20 protein-coding genes are annotated in these 24,639 nt (G+C 69.3%); 14 read left to right on the forward strand and 6 right to left on the reverse strand.

Going from position 1 to position 24,639, the window contains the following annotated elements; translation table 11 throughout:
- Nucleotides 1-22: 22 nt before the first annotated feature.
- The gene (locus OG504_RS13460; RefSeq protein ID WP_405990032.1) at nt 23-2,158 is read left to right on the forward strand and encodes a DUF4157 domain-containing protein; all 2,136 of its coding nucleotides are present in this window, start codon (nt 23-25) and stop codon (nt 2,156-2,158) included.
- 84 nt (nt 2,159-2,242) lie between these two features.
- Here OG504_RS13460 and OG504_RS13465 read toward each other — a convergent pair whose 3' ends face one another.
- The 3 genes from OG504_RS13465 to OG504_RS13475 all read right to left on the reverse strand — a co-directional run bounded on the left by OG504_RS13465 (nt 2,243) and on the right by OG504_RS13475 (nt 6,530).
- Nucleotides 2,243-3,760, reverse strand: a complete 1,518-nt coding sequence (locus tag OG504_RS13465) for a cellulose-binding domain-containing protein (protein ID WP_405990033.1) — start codon at nt 3,758-3,760, stop codon at nt 2,243-2,245.
- Nucleotides 3,761-3,974: 214 nt separating this feature from the next.
- Complete coding sequence (locus tag OG504_RS13470) at nt 3,975-5,303, reverse strand: radical SAM protein (RefSeq protein WP_405990034.1); 1,329 nt, start codon at nt 5,301-5,303, stop codon at nt 3,975-3,977.
- A gap of 567 nt (nt 5,304-5,870) precedes the next feature.
- Nucleotides 5,871-6,530 (reverse strand): pyridoxamine 5'-phosphate oxidase family protein, encoded by a 660-nt coding sequence (locus OG504_RS13475; protein WP_405990035.1) that lies wholly within the window; start codon nt 6,528-6,530, stop codon nt 5,871-5,873.
- A 127-nt stretch (nt 6,531-6,657) separates the two neighbouring features.
- Between OG504_RS13475 and OG504_RS13480 the strand changes: the two genes are divergently transcribed.
- The 13 genes from OG504_RS13480 to OG504_RS13540 all read left to right on the forward strand — a co-directional run bounded on the left by OG504_RS13480 (nt 6,658) and on the right by OG504_RS13540 (nt 22,273).
- Entirely contained in the window at nt 6,658-7,239 is a 582-nt protein-coding gene (locus tag OG504_RS13480) for a TetR/AcrR family transcriptional regulator (RefSeq protein ID WP_405990036.1), read from the forward strand.
- A gap of 5 nt (nt 7,240-7,244) precedes the next feature.
- On the forward strand, nt 7,245-7,571 hold the full coding sequence (locus OG504_RS13485; RefSeq protein WP_405990037.1) for a hypothetical protein: 327 nt from the start codon (nt 7,245-7,247) through the stop codon (nt 7,569-7,571).
- Entirely contained in the window at nt 7,568-8,812 is a 1,245-nt protein-coding gene (locus OG504_RS13490; RefSeq protein ID WP_405990038.1) for an FAD-binding protein, read from the forward strand. Before OG504_RS13485 ends, OG504_RS13490 begins: the two co-directional genes overlap by 4 nt.
- A gap of 128 nt (nt 8,813-8,940) precedes the next feature.
- The gene (locus OG504_RS13495) at nt 8,941-10,197 is read left to right on the forward strand and encodes an ROK family transcriptional regulator (RefSeq protein WP_405990039.1); all 1,257 of its coding nucleotides are present in this window, start codon (nt 8,941-8,943) and stop codon (nt 10,195-10,197) included.
- Between the two features lie 105 nt (nt 10,198-10,302).
- Nucleotides 10,303-12,174: a glycoside hydrolase gene (locus tag OG504_RS13500; RefSeq protein ID WP_405990040.1), complete on the forward strand. Its 1,872-nt coding sequence runs from the start codon at nt 10,303-10,305 to the stop codon at nt 12,172-12,174.
- 225 nt (nt 12,175-12,399) lie between these two features.
- A complete protein-coding gene (locus tag OG504_RS13505; RefSeq protein ID WP_405990041.1) occupies nt 12,400-13,665 on the forward strand; it encodes an ABC transporter substrate-binding protein in 1,266 nt (421 codons plus the stop codon).
- Between the two features lie 17 nt (nt 13,666-13,682).
- On the forward strand, nt 13,683-14,648 hold the full coding sequence (locus tag OG504_RS13510; protein WP_405990042.1) for a carbohydrate ABC transporter permease: 966 nt from the start codon (nt 13,683-13,685) through the stop codon (nt 14,646-14,648).
- Complete coding sequence (locus tag OG504_RS13515; protein WP_405990043.1) at nt 14,645-15,517, forward strand: carbohydrate ABC transporter permease; 873 nt, start codon at nt 14,645-14,647, stop codon at nt 15,515-15,517. Before OG504_RS13510 ends, OG504_RS13515 begins: the two co-directional genes overlap by 4 nt.
- A gap of 27 nt (nt 15,518-15,544) precedes the next feature.
- Nucleotides 15,545-18,436 carry a glycoside hydrolase family 2 TIM barrel-domain containing protein gene (locus OG504_RS13520; protein WP_405990044.1) on the forward strand — a complete coding sequence of 964 codons (2,892 nt, stop codon included), beginning with the start codon at nt 15,545-15,547 and terminating at the stop codon, nt 18,434-18,436.
- A complete protein-coding gene (locus OG504_RS13525; protein ID WP_405990045.1) occupies nt 18,433-19,617 on the forward strand; it encodes an MFS transporter in 1,185 nt (394 codons plus the stop codon). Before OG504_RS13520 ends, OG504_RS13525 begins: the two co-directional genes overlap by 4 nt.
- 34 nt (nt 19,618-19,651) lie before the next feature.
- Entirely contained in the window at nt 19,652-20,662 is a 1,011-nt protein-coding gene (locus tag OG504_RS13530) for an ATP-binding cassette domain-containing protein (protein ID WP_405990046.1), read from the forward strand.
- 1 nt (nt 20,663) lies between these two features.
- Nucleotides 20,664-21,467: an ABC transporter permease gene (locus OG504_RS13535; RefSeq protein WP_405990047.1), complete on the forward strand. Its 804-nt coding sequence runs from the start codon at nt 20,664-20,666 to the stop codon at nt 21,465-21,467.
- 5 nt (nt 21,468-21,472) lie between these two features.
- Entirely contained in the window at nt 21,473-22,273 is an 801-nt protein-coding gene (locus OG504_RS13540; RefSeq protein ID WP_405990048.1) for an ABC transporter permease, read from the forward strand.
- A 90-nt stretch (nt 22,274-22,363) separates the two neighbouring features.
- On the opposite strand, the gene OG504_RS13545 is transcribed toward OG504_RS13540, so the two are convergent.
- From OG504_RS13545 to OG504_RS13555, 3 genes are read right to left on the reverse strand one after another with little or no spacing between them, the layout of a single operon-like run.
- Entirely contained in the window at nt 22,364-22,711 is a 348-nt protein-coding gene (locus OG504_RS13545; protein ID WP_405990049.1) for a hypothetical protein, read from the reverse strand.
- A gap of 12 nt (nt 22,712-22,723) precedes the next feature.
- Nucleotides 22,724-24,028: an MFS transporter gene (locus OG504_RS13550; RefSeq protein ID WP_405990050.1), complete on the reverse strand. Its 1,305-nt coding sequence runs from the start codon at nt 24,026-24,028 to the stop codon at nt 22,724-22,726.
- A complete protein-coding gene (locus tag OG504_RS13555) occupies nt 24,025-24,636 on the reverse strand; it encodes an ArsR/SmtB family transcription factor (RefSeq protein WP_405990051.1) in 612 nt (203 codons plus the stop codon). Before OG504_RS13555 ends, OG504_RS13550 begins: the two co-directional genes overlap by 4 nt.
- Nucleotides 24,637-24,639 lie beyond the last annotated feature (3 nt).

Genomic DNA, 24,639 nt, shown 5'->3' on the forward strand with positions numbered 1-24,639 from the left:
GCCGACCAAAGGGGAACCGCACATGCGCATCCAGGGAGAGAACCGCCCAGACGGTGACCGCACCGGCGGACGCCCCGCGGCTCGGACACCGGCTCGGCCCGCGGCCCGTCCCGCCGCCGCCCTCCCCCCGCTCTCCGCCCTCCAACAGTCCGCCGGAAACGCCGCGGTGACCCGCGCGATCCAGCGGGCCTGGGACGAGCAGCACGGCGAAGGGCAGCACGGCGACGAGCAGCACGGCGGGCCCGAGGCACGCACCGCCGAGGGAGCCGTCCCCGTGCAGCGGCGGGCATCCGTGGTCGATGCCGTCGGCTCCCCGGGACGCCCCCTGGAACCCCGCATCCTTCAACGGGCCGAGCAGGCCTACGACATGGACTTCGGCCACGTGCACGTGCACGACAACCCCGTCGCCCAGCGCTCCGCCGAGGAACTCGGCGCCCTGGCCTACACCACCGGTTCGCACATCGTGCTCGGCGACCGTCGCGTCGAGGACGAGGTGATGTACGAAGAGGTCGACCACGTACGCCAGCAGGCCCTGGGGCCCGTGCCCGGCAAGGACAACGGCCGGGGCGAGAAGGTCTCCCACCCGGACGACCCGTTCGAGCGGAGCGCCGGCGCCAACGGCCGGAAGCTGGCCCGGGGTGCCGCCCCCGAACTGTCGCTCCCCGGGGCCGACTTACCCGGTGGCGCGGTGCAGCGCAGCGTGGACGTCTCCGTCCAGCGGGCGGACCGGCCCGGACCGTCGACCACGCCTCCGGCCCAGACCACGACTCCGCCCCCGGCCTCGCCCTCACCTCCGATCCAGGACTCGCAGCCGGCCATCGCCCGGCTGGCCGGGCTGCTCGTCAGGGGCAAGGAAGCGATCAGGAACAAGGACGTGCGGGCGGTCATCCACACGCGGGTGCGCAGCGGCCCGAGTTTCACGGACGAGGAGCTCGACGCGATCAGGGCCGTGGAGTCCGAGGACCCCAAGTGGCTGAAGACCGTGGGGATGTGCAGCACCATCGAGGCCGACGCGTACCTCACGGCCGGCGATTTCCACAACTGGCTCCAGCAGCCGGAGGGCAAGCGCCTCCTCGTCGCCACCCTGCGCTGGCGGCAGGAGGTCGCGGACCGCGCTCAGGGGAAGTCGACGGACAAACCCACCCGCTCGGACTACCAACTCGCCCGCCACCATGCCATGCACGACAAGGACACCCCGGAGACCGAGAAGGAACAGCTCACGGGGGAACGGAACGAGCAGATCTTCCAGACCTTCGTGACGACCATGGTCCCTCCCGGAATCAACGACCGCGTACCGGACGCCGCCAAGCACCGCCAGCGGGTCGAGCGCGGCACCGAGGTGTTGACCAAGATCTTCCTGATCCTGAAGGAGGGTCTGAAGGTCTTCAACCCGGAGACCGGCATGCACGAGGACTTCAAGGACGACGTCGCCCACGCGCTGGCCTACGGCGGACGCGTCAACATCCGTATCCCCCAACTGGCCGACGGCCAGCACGGATACGAGCTGCCCCAGTGGCTCCACATCACCAAGGAGAACCGGAGGCCCTGGGAATCCAAGTCCACGCCCGAGGAACCGGTGTACCGGCGCAGGTTCGGCACGCATCACCTGAAGATCGGCGACAACAACCCGGCCGACGGAACGCAGGGCGCGTTCGTGGAGAAGGGGGAGATCGGGGCCACCGTCCAGAACTGGTTGGATCCCAGCACCCACCTCTACGGCCTGCCCATGGCGGCGGGAGGCATGGGAAACACCGACTACCACGGCGACACCATCCTCCCGAACGAGTCGTACGGGCACATGTTCATGGGGTACAAGCACCCGACGGACGAGCGCGATGGCGGACTTCAGGTCGGCCTGGAGACCGCCGGGCCCGGGGGCAGGACCCCCGACGGCTACAAGCACGGCATCACGAGCAGCGAGAAGAACAGCAACCCGGTGAGCCAGTTCGGCGGACACAAGGACGACAAGCCGGGCGGCAACGCCCCCCTCAGTGCGAGCCAGCGTCATGTCGACCTGGAGAAGTTCGGCGACTGGGTGCAGAAGCTGAAGGACCTGGAGAAGGACTGGAAGGCCGAGCTCGCCAAGGCCAAGACGGATGAGGAACGCGCCGCCCTGTACCGGGACTTGATCGGCAAACGCAGCAACACCGGTTCGTGAGCGCGTAGTTCGTCTTCTACGGCCGTCACCCGCCCGGAGCGCGCAGAGATCGCGCCGGGGCGGGTGACAGCCGTACGGGCAGGGCTAGTTGCTGCAGGCCGCGCCGTTGAGCGTGAAGCCGTACGGCGCCGAGTTCTTGCTGTTGTTCCACGTGCCGAGGAAGCCGAAGGTGAAGCTGCCGTCCGCGGCGACGTTCTTGTTGTAGTCGGCGGCGGTGGCGGTGACCCGGGAGCCGTCCTGGGCGACGCTCGCGTCCCACATCTGGGTGACCTGCTGGCCGTCGCGGTAGGACCAGGCGACCCGCCAGGTGTCGAGGGCCTTGGTGGTGGTGACGGTGACGGCGGCCTGGAAGCCGTCGGGCCACTGGTTGACGAGGTCGTAGGTGACGTCGCAGCTCGCCGGCGTGGTCGTACCCGAACCCGACCCGGAGCCCGTACCCGAGCCCGAACTCCTCGTGGGGTCAGGTGAGTTGCTCGCCGTGGCAGAGGCGGTGCCCTGGGGTTCCGTGTCGGGGTTCTTGTCCCCGGATTCGGTCGCCGTACCGCTCGCCCTGGGCCGGGCCGACGACGAGGCCGTGCCCGGCGGGTGGGCGCCGATGGACGACAGGGTGGGGGCGGGATCCCCCACCGGCTGACTGTCGGCGTCGTCGCTGGCCGCGTTGTCGTGCCCGGAGCCGCCCATCGGCATCATCGACACCCCGAGTGCCACCAGGGACAGCAGGACGGCCGCGGCGAGCAGACTGTTGCGTACGAGGCGCGCCTTGCTCGCGCCCTCCTTCGGCTCCCCGGCCTCGAGTTCGGCCACGGGACGCCCCGCGCCCAGCCGGACCTCGGCGGCCCGGCGGCGGCGCTCCAGATAGGCGAGCCCGCCCCAGCCGATCACCCCGCCCGCGAGGGCCGCGGGCAGTCCGCCGCCCGCGAGGCGCAGACAGGCGGCCGCTTCCGCGCACTGCACACAGGTGGCGAGGTGCCGTGAGAGGTCCTCGGGTGTGTCGGCGGCCGGTGAACGGGTCACCGCGTCCAGCAGCCGGGCGTAGCTGCGGCACTCCGCGTCCATCGGTGAGTCGAGGTGGTTGCGGTGGCAGCGGTCCCTGAACAGGGCCCGCACCTGGGCGAGTTCACTGGAGACGACCGCCGGGTCGAGGCTGAGCCGGCGGGCCACGACGGTCAGCGGCAGCGCCTCCACCTCGGCCAGCCACAGCAGCGCCGCGTCCGCCTCCTGGAGATCCCGCAGCCCGCGCAGCGCGATCGGGCGCTGCAACGGCATGCCGTGATAGCGGGCCGCCTTCTCCGAGTTGAGCCACAGTCGCAGGTCCGGGTCGAGCCGGTGCCCCCGCCCGGCGAGCTCCCAGGTGGCCGCCGTGGTGCGTACGGCGGTGAGCAGCAGCGGTATCACCGGCAGCACCCGGCGGGCCGGGCCGCGCATCGGACCGGACCCGGCGGAACGGGCCTCCTGGATGCCAAGTGCGAAGGCCTCGCCGGCCAGTTCGGTGGCCGAGGCGGCTCCGGACGTGCACAGGTCGGCGTAGGACAGCACGGCGTCCCAGCTCTCGGTGAACAGCGCTGCCTCAGCGGCGTCCTGGGGAGTCGGCAGGTCGGGCATGGGTCTCCTGCATCCACGAATGACGGCCAACTAGCTCTGACAGTAAGCAAGTTGGAGGGGGGCTGCCTCGTGACAGGGCCAGAGCCTTTCACGCATCCCACACAACTGACAAGCCGCGTATTCAATTACGGTGACTGTCAGTCGCCTCTGTGCAGTTGTACGTGTCCGAGCCTCTCCCGGCTCACCCGTCGCAGGAGTTGGCCACACCGTTACCTTACAAAGGCGCGGGCTCCTCGGCGGGCTCGGCGGGGAGACTGTCCATGAAGGAGCTGACGGAGAAGACCGCGCGGCCGGGACCCGGCTCGCCGTATCCGGGCGGGGACTTGAGGCCGAAGTCCTCCATCGTCGCGCGATAGGCCTCCAGCAGACGGATGTGGTACTCCAGCGGAGCGCCCTGCGGATTGGCCTTGCCCAGCGGGGTGGTGGGCTCCGGGCACCAGGTCGTGAAGCGGGGCGTGATGCCCTGCGACATGAAGAAGCGCAGCCCCTCGGTGGTGGACGCGATCGCTTCGTCGACGGTCTTGAAACCGAACGGCTCCGCCATCTCCACCCCCGCAACGAAGTTGGGGATCACGTTGCGTGCGCCGAAGATCTCCGCGGAGTCGAGGATGCGCTTGTGCCACTCGGCGCGGCCGACGTAGCGCTCCTTGCCCGGGCAGTGCAGCTTGAACAGATACTCGTCCCACACCTCGTAGTTGGGGTGGTAGATCTGCACCCCGTAGTCCTTGAACCGCTGCACGTCGTCCTTGGGCAGTGCCTGGGCTACGACCTTGCCGATCCACCGCCCCGGGAAACGCTCCTCGATGGCCTTGGCGTAGTGGCCGTAGAAGTCGGCCTCGTCGCGCCCGGCGACGGTCTTGGTGATCGCGCCGCCGGTGAGCGTGTAGGCGGTGGACACCTTCGCCGTGTCGTACCGGTCGATGATCTCCAGCGCTTCGAGGACCTCTTCGACATCCTTGACGCCCGTGTACGGCCGCCCGGCAGCCTTGTGCTGGCGCCAGTTGTGGTTGATGTCGCAGTACTGGCACTCCTCCTTGGCGCCGAAGTACTGGCACACCCGGAAGACGGTCAGGTAGATCAGGTAGCCCCACTGGATGGTCGGGGCCACCTCCATGACCGACTTCCCGTTGGCGAGCTTGTGCCGGTAGTACTCCGGCATCGGCGGCACCCCGACGTCCGCGATCCGCTTCCCGTCGAGATACAGCCCGAGGACACCGTCGTCGTCGGAGGCCACGCGGTACGGCGAGGTCGGGTTCACGCGCACGGAGACGACGGTCCGCCGCAGGTCGTACGGGCCACCCGTGAGGATGATCTCCTCCGGCGGGCGGCGGAGCGCGGCCTCGCCCAGCTCCGGGAGGGTGCCGTGGTCGAAGGAGAAGATGAAGTACGACTTCGGCTTCACCTCACCGCCCTCGTTGTCGCTGAGCGCGGACGGGTCGAAGGCGACACCTCCGCGCAGCAGGTCCTCCTTGAAGACGGCCTCCCGCGGCACATGCGGAAAGCGCTCCATCAGATCCTCGACCAGCGCGGTGCGGCTGCCCATCCCGTATCTCCTCCCGGCTCAGGCGCCCTGCTCAGGCGTACGACTCCTCACGGTATGCCTCCGGCGGTTGGCCGGAGGTAGCGGGGGGTCGGTGTGGTGCGGTTCGGGTGGGTTTGGCTGGGCGGGCGGGGTGGGGTGGGGGCTCGGGTTGGTTGCGGGGTGCGGGTGCGTTGGGGCTGGGCGCGCAGTTCCCCGCGCCCCTAAAAGGCATGGGGGTGGGCGGAGTCGGGGCGGGCGGGCCGGAGGTGGGGGCTCGGGTTGGTTGCCGGGTGAGGGTGCGTTGGGGCTGGGCGCGCAGTTCCCCGCGCCCCTAAGGGCATGGGGGTGGGCGGAGTCGGGGCGGGCGGGCCGGAGGTGGGGGCTCGGGTTGGTTGCCGGGTGAGGGTGCGTTGGGGCTGGGCGCGCAGTTCCCCGCGCCCCTAAAAGGCATGGGGGTGGGCGGAGTCGGGGCGGGCGGGCCGGAGGTGGGGGCTCGGGTTGGTTGCCGGGTGAGGGTGCGTTGGGGCTGGGCGCGCAGTTCCCCGCGCCCCTGAGGGGGTGGGGGTGGGCGGGGTTGGGGCCATCAGGTCAGCCCTGTCCCGTTCCCTCGCGGCTTGCGATGTGGTCCGGTAGCGGGATGCCCGGGGGCAGTGCGGGGTCCGGTACGGGTGTGCCCCAGGTCGAGGTCAGTGGAAGGGTGCCCGCCCATACGTCCAGGTCCGCGTCCGGGCCGTCGCCGTCGTCGGGGCCGCCGGTGCGGATCTTGACGGAGGCCTCCTCGAGGGAGAGGGCGAGCAGGGTCGTGGCCGCGAGTTCCTTGCGGTTCGGCTGCCGGGCGTACGCCCACTGGCCGGGCGTCGCGTGTTCGGTGAGGCGGCGCAGGCCGGCCAGTTTCTCCTCCGGGTCGGTGACCTTGCGGGGCACCCCGTGGATCATCGCGCTGCGGTAGTTCACCCCGTGCTCGAAGACCGACCGGGCCAGCACCAGCCCGTCGACATGCGTCACGGTGACACACACGGGGTGTCCGCCCGCGAGGCTACGACTCGCGACGGACCCGTGGAAGTACAGCTCCCGCCCGTACCTCCCGTACACCGTGGGGACTACGACCGGACGCCCCTCGATCACGACCCCCAGGTGACACACGAAACCGGCGTCGAGGATCGCGTCCAGGTCGGCACGGTCGAGGCTGCCCTGGTCGGCAAGGCGGCGGTGCCGGGTCAGGTCGGTCTGCGGGAGGCGATCGGTCATACCCACGGAGGCTACCGATGCCGTACATAAACCGCCATACCTCTATCGAATACAGCACATGCACGGCATCGCTGCAACGAAATCCGAAGCATTGACGCCTCTGACATTTCTCGTCAGAATTGTCAGCATGAGCAAGCGGGACGACATGGTGACAGCGGCCGTCGACGTGTTCAGCCGGTACGGTTTCCGGCAGACCTCGATGGAACTCCTCGCGCAGGCTGCGGGCGTGTCCCGGCCCGCGCTGTACCTGCACTTCGCGAACAAACAGGACGTCTTCGCAGCCGTCGCCGCCCGGGTCACCGACCTCATGACGGCCGCCGCCCACCGCGCCCGCGACGCCGAGGGGACACCGGCCGACCAGGTCTACGGCGTGCTCGCGGTGAAGCTGGAGACGGCGATCGGCGTCACCGAGGCGCGATTCCGGCAGGAACTGGTCTCGGAGGCCGCCGGGATGGGGCTGACCCCGGTCGAGAACGGGCTGGTCGACGCACTGGTGGAACTGCTCGCCGGAATTCCCGAACCCCGCGAGACCGCCGCGCTCCTGCTCGCCGCGACCGTCGGTATCGGTCAGTCCGACGGCACACCGGAGGTCCTCCGCGGCCGTCTGCGCCGACTCGTCGACCTCGTCATGAGCGGCCTCGACGGCGAGCCGAACCGAAAGAACACCGCGCCGGACCTAAGGAACACTCCACCGCCACAAAGGAGTTGAGCACCATGATCGGTACCATCGCCCTCGGTCTCGCCGCCGGTTTCTGCGCGGGGGACGGCCTCCCGTACTACGTCATGGGCAGCACCGGCGAGGCGATCAGCCCGGGCCCGTTCCGGCCCTCCGCCACCGCCAACGTCCTCTCCGGCTGGGTGCTGATCGTCGCCGCCGCCGTCTGCTGGCACTACACCGATACGCAGGCACAACCGCTGCCGACTTATGCTGCGGCAGCAGCAGGAGTCCTCCTCGTCGGGCTGATCCACGCCCGGCTGTGGCGCACCGACCCCTGGGGCAGAACACGCGAACGCACGAACCCGGAGGGACGGCAGGGATGACGGAGACGGTCACCAACTGGGCCGGCAACATCACCTACGCGGCGAAGGAACTCCACCGCCCGCGCACACTCGACGCGCTCAGGACCCTCGTGGCCGAGAGCGCGCGGGTACGGGTGCTGGGCAGCGGCCACTCCTTCAACGAGATCGCCGAGCCGGGCCCCGACGGCACCCTGCTGTCGATCGCCGTGCTGCCGCCCGAGTTCGACGTGGACACGGCGGCCCGGACGGTACGGGTGTCGGGCGGCGTCCGGTACGCGGAGCTGGCCCGCCGGGTGGACGGGTACGGGCTCGCGCTGCCCAACATGGCGTCCCTGCCGCACATCTCGGTGGCCGGTTCGGTGGCGACCGGCACGCACGGTTCGGGCGTCGGCAACGGTTCGCTCGCGTCGGCCGTCCGCGAGGTCGAGATCGTGACGGCGGACGGTTCCACGGTCACGATCGCGCGCGGCGACGACCGCTTCGACGGTGCCGTGACCTCCCTCGGCGCACTCGGTGTCGTCACCTCGCTCACCCTCGACCTGGAGCCGGCCTTCGAGGTCGAGCAGTACGTCTTCACCGAACTCCCCCTCGCCGGGCTGGACTTCGAGACGGTGGCGGCGTCGGCGTACAGCGTGAGTCTGTTCACCGACTGGCGGGAGCCGCGCTTCGGGCAGGTGTGGCTGAAGCGGCGCACCGACCAGCCGGCACCCGACTTCCCGTGGGCCGCGCCCGCGACCGAGGCGCTGCACCCGGTGCCGGGGATGCCCGCGGTCAACACCACCGAGCAGCTCGGGGTGGCGGGGCCCTGGCACGAGCGACTGCCGCATTTCCGGGCTGAGTTCACGCCGAGCAGCGGGGCGGAGCTGCAGTCGGAGTACCTGTTGCCGCGGTCGGCCGCACTCGACGCGCTGTATGCGGTCGACGGCATCCGGGAGACGGTCGCCGGTGTACTGCAGATCTGCGAGGTGCGGACGGTCGCCGCCGACGCTCAGTGGATGAGCCCCTCGTTCGGGCGGGACACGGTCGCCCTGCACTTCACCTGGATCGAGGACACGGAGCGCGTGCTGCCCGTGGTGCGGCGGCTGGAGGAGGCACTGGATGCCTTCGACGCGCGGCCGCACTGGGGCAAGGTGTTCACCACCCCGGCGGCGGTGCTGCGCGGGCGCTATCCACGGCTCGGCGACTTCGGGGCACTGGCGCGGGACCTCGACCCGGAGGGCAAGTTCGCCAACTCCTTCGTCCGGGACGTCCTCGGCGACTGACCGTGCGACCGGCTGGGCCGCGACTTTGTATGGCCCCTTTCCTAACCCCTTGTCGAACGTCACCCGCTGCCCATAGCCTTGCCGCGCGCCGGTGCCGTCGTGCCTCGGCATGACGCGAGGGGGAAGGGATGGCGGCCACTCCGCCGAAGCGCACATCACGCGACATCCGAACCGCGAACCGCTACGAGGTACTGCGCCAGATCATCGCCGAATCGCCCACCTCCCGGCAGGAGTTGGCCGCCGCGACCGGGCTGAGCCTGGCCACGGTGGCCACGCTCGTCGGTGAACTGCTCGACCTCCGCATGATCACCGAGGTCGGTTTCGAGGACTCGGCGGGGGGTCGCCCGCGGGGTCTTGTGGCGGTCAACGCGTCGGGGGGCGCGCTGATCGGCGTCGACATCGCGGAGACGTACGTCCACGTCGAACTCTTCGACCTGGGACTGAACGTGCTGGCCCGCGCCGACGAGGACATGCGCCCCGGCGAGAGCCTGCCCGAGCAGGTGGTGAGCCATGTGGCCGCCGCCGTCGGCTCGGTGGTCGCGCAGGCCGGCATCGAGGGTGCGCGGGTACTGGGCGTCGGGGTGAGCGTGCCGGGGCAGGTCGACCGCGACACCGGCATCTCGGAGTACGCGCCCAACTGGGACTGGCACGACGTGCCGTTGCTCGACCTGCTGTCCGAAGTCATCGCCTACCCCCTGTACTTGGACAATCCGCTGCGCGCCTGCGCGGTCGCCGAGATGTGGTTCGGGGCGGCGCGCGGACGCGGGGACGCGGTGGTGGTCAACCTCGGGACCGGCGTCGGCGCGGGGCTCGCGCTCGGCGGGGCGCTGTACCGGGGGGTGAGCAACAGCGCGGGCGAGTGGGGCCATACGACGCTCGTCCTGGACGGCCGGCTGTGCCGCTGCGGCAACCACGGCTGCGTGGAGGCGTACGTCGGCGCACCCGGAATCATGCTGAACCTACGGGAGTTGAGCCCGCGCAGCCCGCTGCTGCACCCCGACGACCAGACGGCCACCATCGACGCCCTGGCCCGCGCCGTGGACGCGAACGACCCCGTGGCTCTCAAAGTCGTGCGGGAGACGGCCCGTTACATCGGCGCCGGCATCGCCAACCTGGTCAACATCCTCAACCCCGAAGTCGTCGTGCTCAGCAGCTGGGTCGCCCGCAGGCTCGGTGAACCCCTGTTGCACGAGGTGCGCGAGGCCGTCCAACGGCACGCGCTCAGGCGGCCGTTCGCCGCCACCCGGATCGTCCTCTCCCCCATTCTCACCGACCCGGCGTGCCTGGGCGCGGCAACGTTCGCGCTGGAAGGGGCACTTCAGTCGGCCGGGCAGCGGGGCGCGTCGGTGTCGAGGGCACGAGCGCGCGGAGGCCCGAAGCGCTGAGCACGGTCGTGCCCTCGACACCGACGCGCCCTCGCAGAAAAAGGCACAGCCCGGCAAGAAAATCGCAAGGAGCCGTACCGCACCACCTTCATGACGACGGAAGGGATGCCCGTGACTCACCCCCACCCCAGGAGAACGATCCTCGCGACAGCGGCAGCCGCGCTCGCTGTCACCGGGGCCCTGCTCTCCGCGCCGTCCGCGACCGCCGACGGCGTCGCACCGGCCGAAGTCTCCCCGCACGCGGCCCAGACCATCGACAACATCGGCGCGTCCGGCGCCTGGTGGGTCAACGACCTCCAGCACTTCACGCCCGCGGTCCAGGCCCGGGTGGCCCAACTCCTGTTCTCCTCCAAGGGGTTGGACCTCTCCTCGTACCGCTACAACATCGGCGGAGGCGGCACCGCGGTCACCACTCCGGCCCGCGCGGCGCAGGACTTCCTCAACGTCGACGGCACGTACGACTGGAGCAAGGACAAGGGCGGGCAGACGTTCCTGAAGTACGCCGCGCAGTACGGCGTGCAGGACCTGATCGGCTTCGTCAACAGCGCGCCCGCGCAGTGGACGACCAACGGGCAGAGTTGCGGCGGCCAGTTGAAGCCGGAGAACGAGAGCGACTACGCGAAGTACATCGCCGACGTCACCGCGCACTTCGCCAAGCAGGGCGCGAAGTTCGACTACATCAGTCCCTTCAACGAGCCGAACAACAACTTCGGCGACTGCGGCCAGGAGGGCATGCAGGTCACCGTCGACCAACGCGACGACATCGTGCGGGCGTTGGGCGCCGAGCAGCGGGCCCGGCACCAGAAGACGTCGATCATCGCCGACGAGTCGAGCAGCACCGTCAGCTTCTCCACCGAGGTCCCGCAGTGGATCGCGCAGCCGGACACCGCGCAGTACGTGTCGAAGCTGGCGCACCACACGTACAACAACCCGAACGACGGCCAGTTGGGCAACGTCTACGAGACGGCGAAGACGGTCGGCAAGCCCTCCTGGGCCACCGAGATCTGCTGCTTCGGCAAGGGCACCACGGGCTGGAACCAGGAGTACGACCCGACCATCGACAACGCCCTGCTGATGTCCCGGATCATCTACAAGGACTTCGCCAGTTCGCACGACTCGGCGTTCCAGTGGTGGGTGGCCCTGGCCAGCGGCTACGGCACGGACCCGACCGCGCGCAACGACGTCGGCTGGAACGACGGGCTGATCTACTACGACCCCGACTACGCGACGAACGGCAACCAGACCCTGTACTTCACCAAGCGGTACTACGCGCTCGGCCAGTACAGCAAGTTCGTCACTCCGGGCTCCGTCGCGCACAACGTGACGGGCGCGCCGAGCGGTGTCGAGGTCAGCTCGTACGACCGGGACGGCAAGTGGGTCGTCGTGGTCAACAACCAGAACGCGACGGCCACTTCGCTGAATCTGCACTTCAACAGCAAGGTGCCGGTGCGCGCGACGCAGGCGGTCCGCACCTCGGCCACGGAGAACTGGGCGAAGGTCGCCGCGCCGGACGTGAGCGGCTCGACGGTGTCCGCGTCGCTCGCGGCCCGCTCGATCACGACGTACGTCCTCGACCAGAAGGCCGGCAAGAGCAGCAAGGGCCATAAGGGACACGGGAGTTCGGCCGTGACCGGCGCCCTCCAGGGCAACCAGTCCGGCAAGTGCCTGACCGCCGACACCTCGGGAGCCGCGCTCGCCACCTGCACCGGCGGGGCCGAGCAGACGTGGTCGTACGACGCGAAGGGCGGCCTGAAAACCGCCAACGGGTATCTGACGGCGGGGAGTTCGGGGTTGACGACCACCACCGATTTCACCGGCGACCCGGGCCAACGATGGCTCCTGAACGCCAACGGCCAGATCCTCAGCGAGGCGTCCGGGAAGTGCCTCGACGTGAGCGGGCAGGCGACCACGGACGGCAGCAAGGTGATCCTCTACAGCTGCAACGGCGGGGCCAACGAGGCCTGGTCAAAGGTGTAATGACCACCTGAGCGCAGGGTGCGGGTCGCCTCAACGGCGGCCCGCGCCTTCGTCACGTCCGGTATTCCGAACGCTGCACAACGCTTCGAACAGACTTCGTCCAACCCCTTGCCGAAGGCTTAGGCGAAGGTTAACGTCCCGCACCGCACCTCGAATTGAGCCACTGGCCGCCACTCAGTCGTGGAGCCGTGGAGCCGTAGCCGCGCGAGAGACAAGGACGTCACCATGTCGGCAATGAGCAACAGCAACTGGTCCCGCCGATCGATATTCCGGGCGGCCGCAGGGATGGCGGCCGCGGGGACGCTGGCCGCCTGCGGCGGCAACAACGGGCGGGGCGCGAGCGGTGGTTCGGGCAAGCAGCTCACCCAGATGTTCCACGCGTACGGCGAGGCCGGGACGGAACAGGCCATCAAGCGCTACGCGAAGGCGTACTCCGAGGCGAACGTGACCACGCAGTGGATCACCAGCAGCGACTACGAGAGCAAGCTGTTCGCCACGCTGCTCACCAAGAACGCTCCCGACCTCTTCGAGTTCCACCCGCAGATCCAGATGGTGAAGAGCGGTCAGGTGGCCGACCTGAGCGACATCATCGACCCGGTCAAGTCCGACTTCAATCCGGCCGACATCGCCTCGCACACGGTGGACGGGAAGATCTACGGCGTCCGGATGATCGACGACCCGCAGTTCTTCTTCTACCGGCCCTCCCTCCTCGAGAAGGCCGGCGTGAAGGTGCCGGAGACCCTCGACGAACTGATCGAGGCCGCCGCGAAGCTCACCACCGGCAAGGTCAAGGGCCTCTACATCGGCAACGACCTGCACGCGGTCATCAACCCCATGATCTGGTCGGCCGGCGCCGACACCCTCAACGACAAGAACGAGATCGCGTACCACACGCCGGGCGTCATCGAGGGCATCAAGAAGATGCGCAAGCTGTTCACCAGCGGCGACCTGCTGCTCGACGCCCCGACGGACTACTGGGACCCGTCCGCCCTCAACCAGGGTCTGTGCGCGATCCAGTTCTGCGGCATGTGGGCGATGCCGCAGTTCCAGAAGGCGCTCGGCGACGACATCGGGATCTTCCCGTTCCCGAAGACCATCGACTCCGGCAAGCAGTCGGTCTACAACGGCGGTTGGTCGATGTTCGTCAACGCCAAGGGCGCGAACGTCGACGCGGCCAAGGAGTACGTGAAGTGGCTGTGGATCGACCAGAAGAAGGACCAGGAGGACTGGGCCACCTCCTACGGCTTCCACATCCCGCCGCGCGCCTCGATCGCCGCCGGGGCCACCAAGCTCAAGACCGGTCTGCCCGCCGAGGGCGTCAAGCTCTTCAACGAGTTCGGCCACTTCGACAACATCGGCTGGACCCAGGCGATGATCACCGCGCTGGAGGACGTCTTCGCCAACTCCGTCCGCAAGGGCGGTGACCCGGAGGCCTCGCTCGACAAGGCCGACACGGCCGTGAACCGCGAGCTCAAGAAGCTCTTCGGATAGGCCGGGACGGACCGGACATGTCGACGACCACGACACGCGACCTCGCGAGCCCCGCCCCGGCGAAGGCCACTCCGGCCAAGCCGCGGCGGGGTCTGCGGGGCAACCGCACCTTCAACTTCTGGCTCTTCATCGGCCCGTTCCTCGCCGGGCTGATGATCTTCGTCTACGTCCCCATCGGCTGGAGCATCTACCTCAGCTTCTTCGAGGCGCGCTTCACCGTCACACCGAGCAAGTTCGTCGGCTTCGACAACTACACCTACATGCTGACGAACCCCGACTTCGTCGGCTCGCTCGGCACGTTCACCGTCTTCGCCGCGTTCATCGTGCCCACCACCTGGGCGCTGTCACTGGGCCTGGCCCTGCTGGTGAACCGGCTCCGGTTCATGCGGGCGTTCTTCCGGTCGGTGTTCTTCCTGCCGACCGCGTGCAGCTATGTCGCGGCCGCGCTGATCTGGAAGATGTCCATCTTCAGCGGCGTCCGCTTCGGTCTGATGAACACGGTCATCGGCTGGTTCGGGGCCGAGAACATCGCCTGGCTGTCCAACCCCAGCCCGCCCTGGTACTGGTTCGTCATCGTCACCGCCCGCCTGTGGCTGCAGTCCGGTTTCTACATGATCCTCTTCCTGGCGGCACTGCAGAACATCCCGGCCGAGCTGTACGAGGCGGCCGCGATCGACGGCGCCAAGCCCGGCTGGCAGACCTTCCGGTACATCACGCTGCCGCAGTTGCGGGCGACCTCCACCGCGGTGGTCCTGCTGCTGCTCATCGCCGCCTACCAGGCCTTCGACGAGTTCTTCAACCTCCTGTCCAAGACCACCTGGGGCCGCCCGCCCCTCGTCGAGCTGTACTACACCGCCCTCGGCGAGAACCAGGACTACGGCGCCGGCAGCGCGGGCGCCGTGATCCTGACCCTGCTGATCGTCATCGTCACCCTGTTCCAGGGCAAGCTCATGGGCTTCGGCCGAGGGGAGGAGGCCAAGTGACCACCACCGCACCGCAGTTGAGGAAGCCGCGCGGCAAGAAGCGCGGCGGCGTCCTCGGCAACACGGGTCTGTATCTCGCGACCGGCGTCGCCGCCTTCCTCTTCCTCGTCCCGTTCTACCTGCTGGTCCGCAACGCGCTCTCCACGGACGCCGAGATCACCGGGGAGCACTGGAAGTTCTTCCCCACGCACCTCCAGTGGGGCAACGTCAGCGACCTCTTCGACGACACCTCGGTGGACTTCGCCCGGTCGATGTGGAACTCACTGGTCGTCGCCGTCTCCATGACCGTGGGCATCCTGCTGATCTGCTCGCTGGCCGGCTACGCCCTGGCCCGCATCCCGTACAAGCACTCCAACAAGATCTTCTACTTCGTCCTTGGCACCCTGATGGTTCCGACGGCCGTCACCTTCGTGCCCAGCTTCGTTCTCGTCTCGTCCCTCGGCTGGGTCGACACCTACCGGGGGCTCATCATCCCGGGCCTGTTCAGTGGTTTCACCTGCTTCCTCTTCCGGCAGTACTTCCTGGGGTTCCCCAAGGAGTTGGAGGAGGCGGCGCGCGTGGACGGACTCGGCTACTGGGGCGCGTACTGGAAGGTCGTGGTGCCCAACTCGCTGAACTTCTTCGCCGCGATCGCCACGATCACCTTCATCAGCGGCTGGAACGCCTTCCTGTGGCCGCTGGTCATCGGCCAGGACCCGGGGGCATGGACCGTCCAGGTCGCGCTGTCCTCGTACATGACCAACCAGACCGTCGTGTTCCACCAGATCTTCATGGCCACCGCGATTTCCATCCTGCCCCTCGTCTTCGTGTTCCTCTTCCTCCAGCGCTGGCTGGTCCAGGGGATCGCGCAGACCGGCATCAAGGGCTGACACCCGCTTCTCAAAACCTGGAGACCGATGACTTCCAGCACCGCCGCCGAATACCTCGAAGACGTCTCGCCGGGCAGCGGAGCCCTCCCACCCCGCGCCCGTTATGCGTCCTCGGACGCCAAGTCACTGTCACTGAACGGCAGTTGGCGTCTCCGTGTGTCGGCGACGGCCGACGCCGAGGACGACTCGTTCGCCGGGGAGGGCTACGACGCCGGGGACTGGGCCGAGGTCACGGTCCCCGGCCACTGGGTCCTGCAGGGGTACGGCTCCCCCATCTACACCAACCACCTCTACCCTTTCCCGGTCGACCCGCCGCGCGTCCCGACCGAGAACCCGACCGGCGACCACCTCCGCGTCTTCGACCTGCCGTCCGAGTGGCCCTCGGACGGCGGGGCTGTGCTGCGCTTCGACGGGGTCGAGTCCTGCGCCCGGGTCTGGCTGAACGGCACGGACATCGGCGAGTTCAAGGGGTCGAGGCTGCCGCACGAGTTCGCGGTCGGGCACCTGTTGAAGCCGAGCGGCAACGTCCTCGCCGTCCGCGTCCACCAGTGGTCGGCGGGCTCGTACCTGGAGGACCAGGACCAGTGGTGGCTGCCGGGCATCTTCCGTGACGTCACGTTGCTGCACCGCCCGCCGGGCAGCGCCCTCGACTTCTTCGTGCACGCCTCCTACGACCACGTCGGCGGCCAGGGCACGCTCCGCGTCGACTCCGACATCGACGGACGGGTCACCGTGCCGGCCCTGGACATCGATGTCGCGACCGGCGAGCCGGTCACCGTGCCGGTGCAGCCGTGGACGGCAGAACTCCCGTACCTGTACGAGGGGTTGCTCACCACCGAGGGCGAACGCGTCCCCCTCCGCATCGGCTTCCGGACCGTCGAACTCTCCGACGGCCTGATCAAGGTCAACGGAAAGGCGATCCTCTTCAAGGGCGTCAACCGCCACGAATGGCACCCGGAGAAGGGCCGCGCCCTCGACCTGGAGACCATGAGGGAGGACGTGCTGCTGATGAAGCGGCACAACATCAACGCCGTCCGCACCTCGCACTATCCGCCGCACCCCGACTTCCTCGGCCTGTGCGACGAGTACGGCCTGTGGGTCATCGACGAGTGCGACCTGGAGACCCACGGTTTCACCGAACAGGCCTGGCGCGACAACCCCGTTGACGACGACCGCTGGACCCCGGCCCTGCTGGACCGCGCGGCCCGCATGGTGGAGCGCGACAAGAACCACCCGTCGATCGTCATCTGGTCGCTGGGCAACGAGGCCGGCACCGGCCGCGGACTCACGGCCATGTCCGAGTGGATCCGCGGCCGCGACAGCTCACGCCTCGTGCACTACGAGGGCGACATCAACTGCCGTGACACGGACGTCTATTCACGGATGTACGCCGACCACGCCGAGGCCGAGCGCATCGGCAGGGGCTTGGACGGCGGCACCCACCGCCGCCGCCAACTCCCCGTCATCCTCTGCGAGTACGCCCACGCCATGGGCAACGGCCCCGGCGGACTGGCCGACTACCAGCGCCTCTTCGAGTCGTACGACCGGCTCCAGGGCGGTTTCGTCTGGGAGTGGATCGACCACGGCATCAAGGACGAACGGTTCGGCTTCGCGTACGGCGGTGACTTCGGCGAGGAGCTGCACGACGGGAACTTCGTCTGCGACGGCCTGATCTTCCCGGACCGCACGCCCTCCCCCGGCCTGATCGAGTACAAGAAGGTGATCGAGCCGGTCCGGATCACCGGTGACGGCGCGGACGGCACCGTACGCGTCACCAACACGTACGACTTCGCCGACCTGTCCGCGCTGGCCTTCACCTGGTCGTACCAAGTGGACGGCGAGACGGTCGAGTCGGGCACCCTCGCCGTGCCGTCACTCGCGCCCGGCGAGTCGGCCGACGTCAAACTGCCCACGCCACCCGGGGAGTCCAACGGCGCCGAATCCCAGTGGACCGTACGGGCGTCGCTCGTGGCCGACACCGCATGGGGTCCCGCCGGACACGTCGTCGGCTGGGGCCAATTCCCGGTCGCGGCCCGCCCGTTGCCGTCCCTCTCGGCCGTCGCCGGGCCCGTGCTCGGGGAGCGGCGGATCACCCTCGGCCCGGCCTCCTTCGACGCCCTTACCGGTGAGTTGAAGACGATCGGCGCGGTCGACGTCACCGGTCTCCGTCTCGACGTATGGCGGGCGCCCACCGACAACGACGACGGCGCGCCCTGGCAGCCGGACACCCGATTCGGCCTGCTCTGGCGGAAGTTCGGCCTGCACCGGATGCGACACCGCCTGGACGGGGTGGAGTTGAGCGAGGACGCGCTGACCGTCCGCACCCGGGTGGCGCCCGCCGCCTGGGAGATCGGGCTCGCCACGGTGTACCGCTGGACCTCGGACGGTTCACGGTTGCGGCTGACGGTGTCCGTGGGACCCGAAGGCAACTGGACCTTCCCGCTGCCGAGGTTGGGCATCCGGTTCGGCCTCGACGCGAGCGCCGACCGGGTGCGGTGGTTCGGCGGCGGTCCGGGCGAGGGGTACCCCGACACCAAGTCGGCCTCGATACTCGGCCGTTGGGAGTCCACGGTCGACGACCTCCAGACCCCCTACCTCCGCCCGCAGGAGAACGGCGCCCGCCCGGACGTCCGTTGGGCCGAACTGGGCGGCCTCCGGATCGACGGCGACCCGGAGTTCTGGTTGACCGCCCGCCGCTGGACCACGGAACAACTCGACGCGGCCACCCACCGCACCGACCTCACCCCCGGTACTGCGTCCAACAGCGGCTCCGCCGCGGGCGTGTGGGTGAACCTCGACCACGGCCAGCACGGCATCGGCTCGCAGTCCTGCGGCCCGGGCCCGCTCCCGCAGTACTTCCTGAACGCCCGACCCACCGAGTTCTCCTTCGTGTTCTCGGAAACCCCGGAGACCAGTTGACTGGCATAGTCACGAACTCGCCCGCGGCCGACCGGCTCTTCACCCGGTCGGCCGCGGTCGCGTCCTGCGTCGGCTTCATCCTCATCGGCATGCTCCAGGCCCTCTACGGCCCGGCGATCCCTGGCCTGCGCCACGAGTTCGGGCTCTCCCCCGCCGGTGCCGGTCTCGGCCTGAGCCTGCATTTCACGGGCGGGGTCGCCGGTGTCCTCGCCTTCAACGCGATCCACTCCCGGATCAGCAACAAGGCACTGCTGGCGTGGGGTTACGGCCTGATGGCGGCGGGCGGCGCGGGTTTCGCGCTGGCCCCGAACTGGCCCCTCGCGCTGGCCGCCGGGTTCCTCGGCGGCCTCGGCTTCGGCGGGGTCGACTACGGCCTCAACCAACTCTTCGCCGTCGGCTTCGGCGGCCGTTCCACCGCCATGCTGAACGTGCTCAACGCGCACTTCGGCATCGGTGCGGTGCTGGGTCCTGCGGTCATCGCGTGGCTCGGCCCGGACGACTACCCGTACGCGTTCGGGGCGTGCGCGGTGCTGGCGGCAGTGCTGGTGTTCGCGGGCTCAAGTGGCGTACGTACACGTGTATCTGACGCTCCACCAGCGATGGGCAGAGCAACGGGGAAGCCGAGATCCCTGGGCCTGTCGCGTGTCCTCGTCGGCTTCCTCGTCCTCTACATCCTCAACGTGGCCGTGGAGGCCGGCGTCGGCGGCTGGGAGCCCACGCATCTGGAGACGGTCGGCTACACCGCGACCGTGGCCGCGTCCGCGACCTCGCTGTACTGGCTGATGATGACGGCGGGCCGCTTCCTCGTCGTACCGATCACGATGCGCCACGCCCCCGAGCGCATTCTCGCGGTGTGCGCGGCCGGGATGACGGTGTGTCTGCTGTTGACGCTGGTTAAAGGAGTGGCACCGGTGGCGTACGCCGGTGTTGGCTTGTTCATCGCGCCGGTTTTCCCGACGGGGCTGTCGTGGCTCAACTCGGCGCTCCCCCGGGCCAGGCGCGCCGGGGCGTGGGTGATCGCGGCCTCGAACGTCGGCGGGGTGGCGGCTCCGCCGCTGCTCGGTGTCGGGATCCAGGCCTCCGGGATCCACGCGGTGCCCTGGCTGTTGACCGTGTTGTCGGGCGCGTCGCTGCTGGCGACCGTCCACCTGATCAGACTGACGAGGAGGTCCGCATCATGAACGCTCTGTTCCGGCTCACCCGAAGGCTGATCCAGTGAGCGCGAGCAGCATCGAGGTCCGGGGGCTTTCCCGCACCTTCCACACGACCGTACGGCGGCCGGGCCTCGTCGGCGGTCTGCGCTCCCTAGTCAACCCGGAGCGCGTGCCCAAGCACGCCGTGTCCGACGTCACGTTCGATGTCGCCCCGGGTGAACTCCTCGCCCTGCTGGGCCCGAACGGCGCCGGCAAGTCCACCACCATCAAGATCCTCACGGGCATCCTCCGGCCCACCTCCGGCGAGGCCCGGGTCGCGGGTGTGGTGCCGTACGAGGAGCGGGAGCGCAACGCCCGTAATATCGGGGCGGTGTTCGGGCAGCGGACCCAGTTGTGGTGGGACCTGCCGGTGCGCGAGTCGTTCGCGATCCTGCGGGACATCTACGAGGTACCGAAGGCCCAACACACGGCGCGGCTGCGGGAGTTCGACGACATCCTCGAACTGTCCGCGTTCTGGGACACCCGAGTCCGCCATCTCTCGCTGGGCCAGCGGGTCCGCTGCGACCTGGCCGCCGCCCTGCTGCACGATCCGCCGGTCGTCTTCCTCGACGAGCCGACCATCGGCATGGACGTGGTCGTGAAGGAGCAGGTACGGGAGTTCCTGCGGCACCAGGTGGAGGAGCGCGGCCGTACGGTCCTGCTGACCACGCACGACATGACGGAGGTCGCCCGGCTCGCCGAGCGGGTCGTCCTCATCAACCACGGCCGGCTGGTCCTGGACGGCACCCTCGACGAGATCCGCCGCAGGTTCGGCTCGACCTGGCAGATCCGCGCGACCCTCGCCGACGCACACGCCGAGGTCGTACCGCTGACCGGCATCGCACTCGTACGGCGGGACGGCCCGCAGGTGGTGTTCGGTCCGGACGGGTCCGACGCACCGACCGTCCATCAGGCGCTGAAGCAGGTCATCGAGCGGTACGAGGTGACCGAAGTCGCCATGGACGAGGCCGAGTTGGAGGACGTGATGCGAGCCGCCTACGTCCAGGCCGGACCGCCGGCCGAGGAGGCCTGACGTGGCCGCCCTGCACGCCTGGCGCGCCGCCCGCGTCACCCCGCTCGGCGAACTGCTCGCCCCGCCCCGCATCACGGCCGCCCTGCTCCGCCTCACCGTGCAGGTGGTCCTGGTGGCGTCCCTGTGGCGCGGCCTGTACTCCCACACCGGTGCCACCGCCGGACTCACCCGCGACCAGGCGGTGACGTACGCCGTCCTGGCCGTACTCGCCTCCCGGCTGCGGGAGTTGGACCAGTACGCGGGCCGGGACACGGTCCTGCAGCACATGCACTTCGGCACGATCATCTACTGGTATCTGCGCCCGCTGCCGCCCCAGCGCTACTACGCGCTGCGGGCGTTCGGCGAGCAGATGTACGGCCTGGCCTGGGCACTGACGGGCTACGTCGTCTGCCTCGCGGCCGGGGTCGTGGAGCCACCCAAGTCACCTGCCGCGGCAGGGGTGTTCGCGCTGAGCATGCTGCTCGGCCAGCTCGTCCTCCACTACGTCATGCTCCTCATCGACCAGTTGTGCTTCTGGACGCTCCGCAACGGCGCCGCGATGCTCATCCTGATCTTCGCGCAGAACCTGCTGTCCGGGGTGTACGCGCCGCTGTGGTTCTTCCCGGACTGGTTCATCACGATGAGCCGGTTCCTGCCGTTCCAGGCGACGCTCAGCGTGCCGCTCTCGATCTACGTGGGCCGTGTCCCGTTGTCCGACGCGGGGGCCCAACTCGCCCTGCAGGCCGTGTGGGTGGTGGTCCTGTCCCTGTTCACCCGGTTCCTGTGGCGGCGCGCCGCCCGTCGAGTCGTAGCCCAAGGGGGTTGAGTCGAGTGAAAGCCGTCCGAATCGTATGGCGCATCACGCGCCTCAACTTCCGTGCCCAGCTGGAGTACCGCACCGAGTTCCTGCTGATGATCGCGATCGGCGCGATGTGGCAGGTGTCGGTGATCGTGTTCGCGACCGTGCTGCTCACCCGGTTCGCCGGGATGGGCGGCTGGGACAGCTCGGACGTACTGCTGATCCCTGCGACGCGGATGATGGCGCACGGCCTGATGGTGCTGTTCCTGGGCCGCATGCACGGCATCGGCCGGTACATCCAGGAGGGCCGTGTCGACATCTACTTGGTGCGCCCGATGCCGGTCCACCGCCAGGTCCAGCTGGAGTACTTCCCCACCAACGCGATCGGCGACCTCACGGTGGCGACCGGCCTGATGATCGGCGCGCTCGGCCGCAGCCACCTGGACTGGACGCCGGGCCGTATCGCGTATCTGATCGCCGCGCTCCTCGGCGGCATGCTCCTGGAGGCGGCCCTCTTCACGGCCGTGGCCGGCGCGTCCCTGCGCTTCCCGTCGGCGGACTACTGGAGCCGCTGGCTGGAGGACCTCCTCGGCACCTTCGGCAGCTACCCGCTCAACGTCCTGCCCCGCGCGGTCGGCGGCTTCCTCACCTACGCCCTTCCGCTCGCCTTCGTCGCCTACCTCCCGGCCGCCGTCCTGACCGGCCACGGCCACGACACCGGCGTCCCGTACTGGCTGGCGGCGGCCTCACCGCTCGTGGGCGTACTGGCGTATCTCGGGTCGCGGTTGCTGTGGCGGTGGAGTCTGGACCACTACACGGGGGTCAACGGGTGACCACCACGGCGGTCCCGTCCGACTTACGGGCCCGCGCGGTGGGGCGTGGTGTCCAGCGCGTCGAACTGATCGGGGCCGGCCGGACCGGCCTCACTTCAGGCTTCCACCGGCGAAGTCCCCAATGTCACCAAGGGCGTCTTCAGCCACGCCACCCAGTACGGCGTCATCCAGCAGCTCTTCGAGCCGCCGAACAACATCGGCACTTACAGCCTTGTGGATTCTCCCAACGTGGCCCATGCAGGTCACAGCCAGAGCTCTGATCTGCGGATCGGCTTCAGGAGACAGGCAGTTGAGGAGGACAGTCTCGACCCGCTCGCGGTCCGGATCGTCGAATGTCATCGCCAGCAGCGCTCTGGTGGACACCCCGACCTCCGGACTCCCCAGCTCGGACATCAAAGCCGCCCGCCACCGCTCCAGCTCCAGTTCCTCTCGATCCATCACGGAACTCAATCACTCCTGCCTTGATGCCACCGGCGCCCGCCCCAACTCCCGTACCCCCGGTATCGGCGAAGCCAACAGCCACAGCGCCGACATCGCACCCCCGACCGCGGCGACGATCAGCGTCACTCTCAGACCTGCCAGCGTCGCCAACTCGCCCCCGATCAGCGCCCCGAGCGGACGTACCCCGTAGTTGACCGTGCTGTACGCGCCCGCCACGCGGCTGCGGAGGCCGTCCGGGACCACCGAGGTCTGGAGGGAGTTGAGGTTGACGTCGAAGAGCATGACGCCGAAGGCGGAGAGGAACTCGGCTGTGCCGAGGGTGCCGAGGCGGGCCCAGGCAGGGCCGGTTGCCGCCGCGATGAGGGCGAAGGGGGCCGGGAACAGGACTGCCCCGGCGACGATGCTGCGGCCGATGCCGAGCCGGCGGGCGATCGCGGGGGACGCCACCGCGCCGAGGAGACCGCCCGTCGCGCCCACGCCGAACGCCAACCCGATGGCTCCGGGCGACAGTTGGAGGACCCGGTCGGCGAACAGCACGAGCAGGCCGGTGCCCGACAGGAACGTGAAGAAGTTGACGGTCGTAGCGCAGAGGAGGCCCGCTCGCATCACCGGCTCGTGGATCACGAAGGTCAGGCCCTCTCGGGCACGTCGTAGCAGCGAGGGGCCGGACGACGCCGCAGGAACTGCTGGTTCGTCAACTCTCGTACGGCCGACCAGGATTGCCGACGCCACGAACGACAGCGCGTCCGCGATCACCGCGACCGGGGCCGTCAGCGCCTGGACCAGGACGCCACCGACCGCGGGGCCGGCGATGAAGGACACCGATCTGCTCGCGCTGAGCTTGCTGTTCGCCTCGACGTACGACGCCGGCGGTACGAGGTGTGCGAAGAAGGACGAGTACGCCGTGTTGAAGACGACCGCCGCCGTGCCGGTCAGCACGGCCACCGTGTACAGCTGGCCCAGCGTCACCGTGTCGAGGGCGTAGGCGATCGGGAGCGACAGCAGTACGGCGGCCCGGATCACGTCGGCGAGCAGCATGAGCCGGCGTTTGGCGGGGCGGTGGTCCACCCAGGCGCCCAGGAACAGGCCCAGGAGGTTCGGCGTCCAGACCAGCGCGGTCAGCAGGGCGACCTGGTTCGCGGAGGCGTGCAGCGCGCCAACCGCCATGAGGGGCAAGGCCAGTTCTGAGATCCGGTCGCCGAACTGGGAGACGGACTGGCCGCACCAGAACCGTACGAAGCGGCGGTCGCGCCACAGCGAGTCCGGCGCGGAGGGAAGTGACCGAGGGGGTCGAGTGATCCAGCGGCCCCTCACTCCGGTATGTCCGTCGTCTCGCTGTCCTCGCTCCCCGGGCCCTCCGGCAGGGCGTACATCAGCAGGCGGACGCCTCGGCTGTCGGGCGGTCCCGGGTCGGATTTGCGGACGACGTACGGGGCGATCAGTTCCTCCAACGCGCCCTGCAGCGCGGCCAGTTCCTCCGCCGTCACCACGATCCGCGTGTTGTTCGCCCCGGCGAGCCGGGTCCACTCCGGCTCCAGTTCGGGCTCCGTGTCGGTCAGCCAGCGCAGAGGCAGGTCGGCGGCCTGCGCGAACAACTCCCCGGACAGCACCCGCGCGGCCGACCGGCCTTCCTCGTCCTCCGGCGCCTCGAACCGGAAGCCCCGCGCCACCGCCGCCCACCGCCGTTCCCGTCGGTCCGTCCCGCCCTCCGCGTCGCGGACCAGGCCGAAGCCGGCGAGGTGGCGCAGATGCCAGCTGGTGACGGACGGGGTGGCGCCCACGTGCGGGGAGAGGTGGGAGGCGGTGGCGGGGCCGTGGCGCTGGAGGCGTTCGAGGATCGCGAGTCGTACGGGGTGCGCCAGCGCGCGCATGGCCTTCGGGTCGGATATCTCCAGGTCGCCGAAACGGTTGCCGGTATCCATGGT

Origin of the sequence: Streptomyces sp. NBC_00986 (genome assembly GCF_045162565.1) — a bacterium.
GTDB lineage: Bacteria > Actinomycetota > Actinomycetes > Streptomycetales > Streptomycetaceae > Streptomyces.

Coding starts and splice junctions, on each gene's coding strand:
- OG504_RS13460 (WP_405990032.1), top strand. CDS start 23: ATGCGCATCCAGGGAGAGAACCGCCCAGACGGTGACCGCACCGGCGGA.
- OG504_RS13465 (WP_405990033.1), bottom strand. CDS start 3,760: ATGCCCGACCTGCCGACTCCCCAGGACGCCGCTGAGGCAGCGCTGTTC.
- OG504_RS13470 (WP_405990034.1), bottom strand. CDS start 5,303: ATGGGCAGCCGCACCGCGCTGGTCGAGGATCTGATGGAGCGCTTTCCG.
- OG504_RS13475 (WP_405990035.1), bottom strand. CDS start 6,530: ATGACCGATCGCCTCCCGCAGACCGACCTGACCCGGCACCGCCGCCTT.
- OG504_RS13480 (WP_405990036.1), top strand. CDS start 6,658: ATGAGCAAGCGGGACGACATGGTGACAGCGGCCGTCGACGTGTTCAGC.
- OG504_RS13485 (WP_405990037.1), top strand. CDS start 7,245: ATGATCGGTACCATCGCCCTCGGTCTCGCCGCCGGTTTCTGCGCGGGG.
- OG504_RS13490 (WP_405990038.1), top strand. CDS start 7,568: ATGACGGAGACGGTCACCAACTGGGCCGGCAACATCACCTACGCGGCG.
- OG504_RS13495 (WP_405990039.1), top strand. CDS start 8,941: ATGGCGGCCACTCCGCCGAAGCGCACATCACGCGACATCCGAACCGCG.
- OG504_RS13500 (WP_405990040.1), top strand. CDS start 10,303: ATGCCCGTGACTCACCCCCACCCCAGGAGAACGATCCTCGCGACAGCG.
- OG504_RS13505 (WP_405990041.1), top strand. CDS start 12,400: ATGTCGGCAATGAGCAACAGCAACTGGTCCCGCCGATCGATATTCCGG.
- OG504_RS13510 (WP_405990042.1), top strand. CDS start 13,683: ATGTCGACGACCACGACACGCGACCTCGCGAGCCCCGCCCCGGCGAAG.
- OG504_RS13520 (WP_405990044.1), top strand. CDS start 15,545: ATGACTTCCAGCACCGCCGCCGAATACCTCGAAGACGTCTCGCCGGGC.
- OG504_RS13545 (WP_405990049.1), bottom strand. CDS start 22,711: ATGGATCGAGAGGAACTGGAGCTGGAGCGGTGGCGGGCGGCTTTGATG.
- OG504_RS13555 (WP_405990051.1), bottom strand. CDS start 24,636: ATGGATACCGGCAACCGTTTCGGCGACCTGGAGATATCCGACCCGAAG.